This window comes from Thermanaeromonas sp. DSM 22490 (genome assembly GCF_056378755.1).
The window spans coordinates 1-7,578 of sequence record NZ_JBJHHE010000045.1 but is presented as its reverse complement, the minus strand read 5'-3'; the positions used below and the strand labels follow the sequence as shown (position 1 = coordinate 7,578).

Genomic DNA, 7,578 nt, shown 5'->3' with positions numbered 1-7,578 from the left:
TAATTTCTGTTAAACAGTTTTTGGGCATAGAAGTTCTTATCCCTAAATAAATGGGTATTGGTCAACAGTCTCCTAGCAGAACTTAAAAAGTGGGCTAGGAAGCACCTTTCCCCTCAAAGCCAATAAGGGGTGTGATGCACCTTAATTTCCTACAGGGCAAACCCGAAGACATTGGCCATAACAAAAGGCTTTGATACGGTCTGCTCTACAGGTGGGTATATCCGTACGGCTTACAGGATCGTACCATATTGCCCCCTCTATACTTTTTTCTCCCTTGTTTCGATAGGTTAAAGTCTCTTCTACCTCTAAATTGTCCGGACAGATGATGTCCAGATTCTGGTTTACTTTTAAGGCACCGGGACGACACTGTCTGATACAGGCCATACACGCTTTGCCGCGGCAAAGCTTTTCTTGTGTTAAAGGGGTAACCTTTAGCTCCGCAGCAGTTACCAAAGCAGTAAAGCGGACCCTGGGTCCGTACTGGGGGGTAACTACCACATTATTTAGCCCGAATTCTCCCAGTCCAGCCCTTACAGCAGCATGGCGCATGGAAAAAATACCAAACTGGCCCGGCACCCGATCCTGAATATCTTTATGAGGACCGTAAGTTGGAGGAAAATAAATAGTCGGTATCCCTTTGTCTTCCAAAAAAAGGGTTAAAGAAAGCGCTATCTGCTCCAAGCGCTGGTTGATAATATCGTAACCAGCCACTTGGTAAAAATACTGCTGCAGATATTCCTGTCTAAAGTCGCCGGTTATTACGGTTGAATTCTCTAGCAATGTATGGTAGTTAATTACTCTTTTTGGTATGGGTATACCTATTACAACTACCCTTTGGGCCTCCGCCAGAAAATCCAGCGGGTGATGTCCCGGCGGAGCTCCCTGGAAACGTTCCACAGGCGCCACACCAAAAAGCCTGGCTCCCTCATTTCTGGCCAGGGTTTCTAGTTCTTCGGTTAAGGTTCTCATCTAAATCCCCCCTTAAATTTACTCCGGGCATTTTTATTAATTTCTAAAGAACAAATTTTGACCTCAGGGAATTCACCTTACTAAAACAAGATATAAAAATGCCTGGGAAACAGGACTTCTTTGAAGAAGGCACTGTTCCCTCAGGCATAAAAGGAAAAAAGGAAATAAAGTTACTACTTTCCTAGCGCCTGTTGCAAAAGTACCCCTACTTCCGCAGGACGGGTAGCAATCATAGCACCTGCGCGCCTCAGCGCTTCTTCCTTTCCCTGGACTGTTCCTTTCCCCATGCTGATTATTGCACCGGCATGGCCCATTTTTTTACCGGGTGGAGCTGAGCGGCCGGCAATAAAGCATACCACTGGTTTGGTAAACCTGCCAGCCAAAATCATTTCTGCTGCTTCTTCTTCCATGCTTCCGCCGACTTCACCGATAATAACTAGAGCCTCTGTCTCCGGATCTTTCTGAAACATATCCATGATTTCAATGAGACGTGTACAAGGAGCGGGATCTCCTCCCAACCCCACAAAAGTGCTCTGGCCCAATCCTGCGGCAACAATATGGGAACAAATCTCATTGGTAAGACTTCCGCTACGAGCAACCACGCCAACATTCCCGGGCTGATAAACATAGGAAAGCCACACAGGGATAAATCCCAGCATAGCCTGGCCGATGGTAGCCATACCTGGAGTATTGGGTCCAATAACTACTGCTCCCTTCTGACGGGCATAAGACCGGATTTCTAAAGCATCTTGTACCGGCAAGCCGTCCGCTAAGAGTACCACCAAACGCAAACCGCTCTCCAAGGCTTCAAAAGTAGCATCCTTAGCGAAGGCCGGGGGTACAAAAATGACAGAAGCCTCGGCACCGTGGTTTTTTACGGCTTCGCATACGGTATTGTAAACGGGGACTCCGTGCACCTGCATACCCTTTTTCCCCGGAGTCACTCCAGCTACTATTTTAGTGCCTGCATCTAGCATATGCTGGGTCCAAAAAGTACCCTCGTTTCCCGTAATCCCTTGAACTATTACTCTAGTATCACCAGTTAGGAGAATACTCACTTTTTATCCCTCCTGCGCGGCTATTTCTACAGCTGCACGGACGGCCTCTTCTACGTTGGGATAAAGTTTTATATTAGTCTGTTCCTGCAAAATCCTGCGTGCTTCCTCTTCTCCCGTACCCCTTATGGAAGCAACAATGGGTACCGGCGGTTTTAATTCTTGTATAGCCTGGGCCAGACCCTGGCTTATGACGTCGGCTCGGGCTACCAGTCCAAAAGTATTAATTAGCACTACTTTGACGTCGGGATCGGTTAAAACCAGTTCCAGGGCGTAATAGGAGTTCTTGTAAGTAGCCCCGCCGAATTCCAGGAAGTTGGCCGGTTTACCTCCGTAGTAATTGATCAGATCTAAAACCGTCATAGTAAGCCCGGCGCCGGTACAAAGAACCCCGATATTCCCATCCAGTTTTACATAACCCAGACCATATTGAGATGCCCGGTATTCCCGCTCATCTTCAAACCTCTCCGGACCTTTTACGAACTCCTTCTGCCGGAAAAGGGCATTGTCATATATTATCACTTTAGCGTCAGCAGCTACCAATTCTCCAGTACTGGTAACTACCAAGGGGTTGATTTCTACCAGCTCAGCATCATACTTACGGAACACCTGATAGAGCTTCAGCATAATATCTACTGCTGCGTTAACCTGTTTTCCGTCCAATCCCAAATTATAGGCCACACGACGGGCTTGGAAGGGCATCAGACCTAGGAAAATAGGTATAGTTTCCATGATAATCTTTTCCGGAGACTCCTTAGCCACTTCTTCTATATCCATACCACCGGCAGCGCTGGCCATGATCAGGGGAGAGCCTTGGACCGCATCAATAGTAATAGAAAGGTAGAACTCTTGGGCAATATCGAGCTTTTGTTCCACCAGTACTTTGCTTACTTTTTCGGACTTAAGGTGCTGGCCCAGGATCTCCCCGGCCATTTGCCTGGCAGTCTCGGGAGAGGCAGCAAACTTAATACCCCCGGCCTTACCCCTTCCCCCCTGTAGGATTTGCGATTTTAGAACCACCGGACCACCAATCTTGCGGGCCGCTTCCTCTACCTCTTCCAGGGACCCTGCCACCAAACCCTGGGGAACCGGTATGCCGTGGCGTGCAAGGAGTTCTTTCCCTTCATACTCATATAACTTCATAGGATAATTACTCCTTCTTTGGCTTTAATTTGTGACTGCCTTCTAGAGGCCAAACTCTAAACCATACCCTATCTCAAAGGCTCGCTTATTTTCTTCTTTAAACCTGGGCACCCTTTCCAGCATAGCTTTTAAGACGTTTTCCTTGTCCAGAAGACCACCCATTAATTTGGTTAAAGCTCCGAGCAACACCACATTAGCAAAAATTTCTCGGCCTAATTCCCTAACTGCTATATCTCGAGCGCTTATCGGTATCTGCTTGACTTTTAAACTATTATCCGGCTCCACAAAAGCAGGATCGTAAAGGATGATCCCCTTGCTCACTAGGGAATTAAATTTGCTGTAAGCTGCCTTGGACAGGGCACAAAAGTAATCCGGATTCTCTACCACAGGACTGTCCACCGGTTCTTCGGACATAACAACCTGGCTGCGCACATAGCCCCCCCGCGTTTCTGTGCCGTGGCTGATAAGCATGGTTGTATATAGCCCCTGATAGACAGCAGCAAGGCTCAAGGCCTGGCCTACCCTCACTACCCCCTGTCCCCCAAACCCGCTGACCAGTACTTCTGTGCGCATCACCGATACCTCCTTTGAATATCCGCCACCCAGCTCCGCATGAAATCTGAAAACTCCGGCCGGCTGTTGCTGGCATCATAATAGATCCCGGTCTTAAAGGTAATATCTTCTGGCCCTTTCTCCCACATATTCTTCGTTCGCTCTTTAAACCATTTGTAAACTTCTACCGGTTTTCTGGTCCCCAGGGCTCTCTCAGCAAAGTTGGTTACGCAAGGATAGATAAAGTGGATTAGGGAAAAGCCCTTATTCATAAGCCCCTTCTTGATGCTTTCTACCGCGTTTTCTCCTTCTATGCTGGTATGCCTGGCCAGGAAAGTGGCACCGGCTTCCCTTAAAATACCCAGTATATCCCTGCCGCCCTGAATCCAGTTGTACTCCCTCATGCCATAAGGACTGCTGTCCGTGCGATACCCCTCAGGTGTGGTCCAGCCGTATTGTCCGCCAGTGGACTGATACCCTAGATTATCGCACACAATAACGGTCATGCCCACATTTCGCCGCGCACAGTTTAAAAGGTTGAGAAGACCTATGCCGAAGGCATCACCATCCCCTACGGTCAAGATGATTTTTTTATCAGGGGGTAGAGCCAGGCGCAATCCGGTGGCTATAGCATAGGCTCTTCCGTGTGTACCTGCAAAGTTATCTCCTTTCCAGGTGGCAAAAGTCTGTCTGCCAGCGCACCCTATACCCGTTCCCCATATCACATCTTTTATTTCCAACCCCAGTTCATCAATGGCTTTAACCACCTTTTTGTGTACCTGCCCTAACCCACAACCACTGCAGGCTGTACTGGGGATTTTTCTGGGGCGCAAATATTTTGTCGCCAGGTAATCCATATTACCAAGCCTCCATTTCCCATTGCTTAGCTTTGATAGGCTTATCATTGAGTAAAGCTTCGATTACTTCCAGTAGCTCTGCCACCCGGAAGAGCTCCCCGCACTTGCCCACAAAATGAATTTCGCTACCCTTAGGCATGGCGCGCTGAACTTCCCTCACCAGCTGGCCATCATAATTTAGCTCCACCGATAGGTATTTAGCTTTCTTATTGAAAATTTCATCCGGGAAGGGCCACAGGGAAATCAGCCTTAACCCACCTACTTTCCAGCCCTTCTCGCGCGCTGCCTTTACTGCGCTTTTTACCACGCGCGAAGGAGTACCGTAGGAGACCAGAATTACTTCGGGATCATCGTCCACGAAGTATGATTCATAGCGGGTAATCAAGTGCTTGTTGTTTCTAACCTTGTAAATAAGGCGGTAGGCGTGTCTGTGCTGCATCTCCACCTCTTCAGTATCATAACCCTCAGGAGTCGGCGTCCAATCCGAACACGCTCCTCCCGTGTTATGTCCGAGAACTACAGGCGGGATGTCAATCTCGTCCGAGGCGGGATAAAATTCAGGTCCCGGGTGAATGCGCCTGGGTACTACCTTGAGCCCCATCTGCTGTATTTCCTCTTCGGTTTCCGGCAAAATCAAGGTTTCCCACCCATCGGTTACCAACTGATCGGCTAAAAGTATTACCGGCATACGAAAGCGTTCAGCTAAATAGAAGGCCTCCACCGTAAGGGTAAAAGCCTCTTGCGCACTGTTTGGAGCCAAAACTATCAGTTCAAAGTTGCCGCCCTGGGTGGGATAACGGCTGAGATAAAATTCGCCCTGTCCAGGGGCACCCGTAATACCGCTTACAGGACCAACCCTCTGGGCATTGACTACTACCAGCGGTATCTCGCTGCCAATAGCCCATCCCAGAGGATCGGCATAGAGGATAAACCCTGGACCAGAAGTAGCCGTCATGGCTTTAAGCCCACCCAAAGATGCGCCTATACAGATATGCAGGGCTGCCATTTCATCTTCTGCCTGAAGATAATACCCTCCCACCTGGGGCAACCTGCGCGACATGTTTTCAGCTATCTCCGTAGCCGGCGTTATAGGGTAGCCGGCAAATACCCTACATCCAGCAATTATGGCACCCTCCGTAATGGCTGCATTACCTGTATCCAGCGTACGCCTCATTTTCCACATCTCCCCCTATCTAACCCTTTCAATATCTATAGCAAAGTCAGGACATACATAGAAACATGCCAAGCATCCGATACACCTTTCGCTATGGGCAGCTACTACAGGTTTGTACCCGCGATCGTTGAAATAATCAGCCGGAGCAAATACCCCCAGGGTACAGGCCTCCATACAATAGCCGCATTCTTTACATGCCTTACCATCAACCTCTACCTTAAAATCCCGTAAATCGCAGGCCAGACAGCGACGTGCTTCTCTTATGGCCGCGCTCGCATCATACCCCAGCTCCACGGCAGCAAAGGAAGTTAACCTCTGGCTTAAGGGGATAGTAGGTACATAGGGGCGCTCCCATCCGCGTACCAATTCTGGCTCAGCCGAAATTCCTTCCTCTTCCGGCGCAAGCTTTTCCTCAATCCGGCCATCACCGCCTAAAAATTGGTCAATAGCCCGCGCCGCTTCCCTGCCCTGGGCTATAGCTTCAATAATGGAAGCTGGGCCGGTCACCACATCGCCAGCCGCAAATACGCCCTGCTGGCTGGTCGCAAAACCTCCTTCCTGGACCACGAGCCTCCCGTGGTCTACCGCTAATCCCCATCCCACCGGTATCTCTGCCACTTGCCCGATGGCCACAATTATATTGTCAAAAGCAAGGTTAAACTCGCTTCCAGGCACTGGAACCGGCCGGGACCGTCCATCCTTATCCTTCCCTTCCAACTTCATCCGGCTGCAGGTTAGCTCCAAAACATTGTTTTGGCTCTTAATCCTTAGGGGAGCTACAAGGAATTCAATCTTTATCCCTTCTTCCAAGGCTCCTTCAATCTCTTCCTGGCTAGCCGGCATCTCATCCCTGCTCCGGCGGTAGAGGATAGTAACCTCTTTAGCCCCTAAGCGCAAAGCCGTGCGGGCTGCATCAATAGCTGTATTCCCACCGCCAATAACCGCTATTTTTTTGCCCAAAGCCGGCTTCCCGCCGCAGTTTACCTCGCGCAAGAAACTCAAGCCATCCCATACACCAGGAAGATCTTCGCCCTCGATCCCTAGCCTTACCCCCTGCCAGCTCCCGCAGGCGAGCAAAATAGCATCATACCCTTGCTCGCGTAGCTCCACCAGGGAGTCTATCTTCCTTCCAGTCTTTATCTCTACGCCAGCCTCTTTTATCCCGGCAATCTCCCTATCCAGCACTTCCCTGGGCAGGCGATAGGGAGGGATACCGTAGCGCATCATCCCACCGGGCTTAGCTTGAGCTTCATAGACTGTTACCTGGTGGCCCCGCCGAGCCAGGTAATAGGCGGCTGTGAGCCCGCAAGGACCAGCGCCTATAACGGCCACTTTTTTGCCGGTAGGAGTAGCAGCCACCGAGGGCTTCTGCCCCGCCTTTTCCCCTTTATCATCCGCCGCCCTTTTTAGCAGGCGGATGGCCACCGGCTGATCCAATTGGTTCCTGGCGCATTTGGCCTCGCAAGGGTGAACGCAAGCATAACCACAGATAGCCGGGAAAGGAATTTTCTCGCGAATTACGGCTAAAGCTTCGCTAAACTTACCTTGTCTGATGTACCTGATGTACCTCGGCACATCAATACCTGCCGGACAGGCTTCTTGGCAGGGGGCTGTATTAACATCTTGACAACACGGTATGCTCCCCATGAGGCTAATATCTCCTTTCTTAGTTTATCTTTAAACCTGTTTCTAATTTTAACAGCTAATGCAGCAACGATGAATTTTAATGTTTTTATACATTTATTAAGAGTAGATAACCCCATTAATCCCTAACTGCTCTTTTCCAGCTTGATACCCCTGTTACTGATGTAACTGACCAGGGACTCCT

At 49.6% G+C, this 7,578-nt stretch carries 7 protein-coding genes; all 7 read right to left on the bottom strand.

Translation table 11 applies throughout. The features are described 5' to 3' along the window. Nucleotides 1–141: 141 nt before the first annotated feature. Nucleotides 142–969, bottom strand: a complete 828-nt coding sequence (locus AC1BI1_RS15015; RefSeq protein WP_476718118.1) for a hypothetical protein — start codon at nt 967–969, stop codon at nt 142–144. A gap of 173 nt (nt 970–1,142) precedes the next feature. Then, nucleotides 1,143–2,027 (bottom strand): succinate--CoA ligase subunit alpha, encoded by an 885-nt coding sequence (sucD, locus tag AC1BI1_RS15010; RefSeq protein ID WP_476718117.1) that lies wholly within the window; start codon nt 2,025–2,027, stop codon nt 1,143–1,145. A 3-nt stretch (nt 2,028–2,030) separates the two neighbouring features. Further along, nucleotides 2,031–3,167: an ADP-forming succinate--CoA ligase subunit beta gene (gene sucC / locus AC1BI1_RS15005; protein WP_476718116.1), complete on the bottom strand. Its 1,137-nt coding sequence runs from the start codon at nt 3,165–3,167 to the stop codon at nt 2,031–2,033. 42 nt (nt 3,168–3,209) lie between these two features. Then, the gene (locus AC1BI1_RS15000) at nt 3,210–3,740 is read right to left on the bottom strand and encodes a 2-oxoacid:acceptor oxidoreductase family protein (RefSeq protein ID WP_476718115.1); all 531 of its coding nucleotides are present in this window, start codon (nt 3,738–3,740) and stop codon (nt 3,210–3,212) included. After that, entirely contained in the window at nt 3,740–4,576 is an 837-nt protein-coding gene (locus AC1BI1_RS14995; protein ID WP_476718114.1) for a thiamine pyrophosphate-dependent enzyme, read from the bottom strand. The genes AC1BI1_RS15000 and AC1BI1_RS14995 overlap by 1 nt, the downstream gene beginning before the upstream one ends. Before the next feature lies 1 nt (nt 4,577). Continuing rightward, the gene (locus AC1BI1_RS14990) at nt 4,578–5,750 is read right to left on the bottom strand and encodes a 2-oxoglutarate ferredoxin oxidoreductase subunit alpha (protein ID WP_476718113.1); all 1,173 of its coding nucleotides are present in this window, start codon (nt 5,748–5,750) and stop codon (nt 4,578–4,580) included. Nucleotides 5,751–5,765: 15 nt separating this feature from the next. Beyond that, nucleotides 5,766–7,397 (bottom strand): FAD-dependent oxidoreductase, encoded by a 1,632-nt coding sequence (locus tag AC1BI1_RS14985; protein ID WP_476718112.1) that lies wholly within the window; start codon nt 7,395–7,397, stop codon nt 5,766–5,768. Nucleotides 7,398–7,578 lie beyond the last annotated feature (181 nt).

Coding starts and splice junctions, on each gene's coding strand:
- AC1BI1_RS15015 (WP_476718118.1), bottom strand. CDS start 969: ATGAGAACCTTAACCGAAGAACTAGAAACCCTGGCCAGAAATGAGGGA.
- sucC (WP_476718116.1), bottom strand. CDS start 3,167: ATGAAGTTATATGAGTATGAAGGGAAAGAACTCCTTGCACGCCACGGC.
- AC1BI1_RS15000 (WP_476718115.1), bottom strand. CDS start 3,740: ATGCGCACAGAAGTACTGGTCAGCGGGTTTGGGGGACAGGGGGTAGTG.
- AC1BI1_RS14995 (WP_476718114.1), bottom strand. CDS start 4,576: ATGGATTACCTGGCGACAAAATATTTGCGCCCCAGAAAAATCCCCAGT.
- AC1BI1_RS14990 (WP_476718113.1), bottom strand. CDS start 5,750: ATGAGGCGTACGCTGGATACAGGTAATGCAGCCATTACGGAGGGTGCC.
- AC1BI1_RS14985 (WP_476718112.1), bottom strand. CDS start 7,397: ATGGGGAGCATACCGTGTTGTCAAGATGTTAATACAGCCCCCTGCCAA.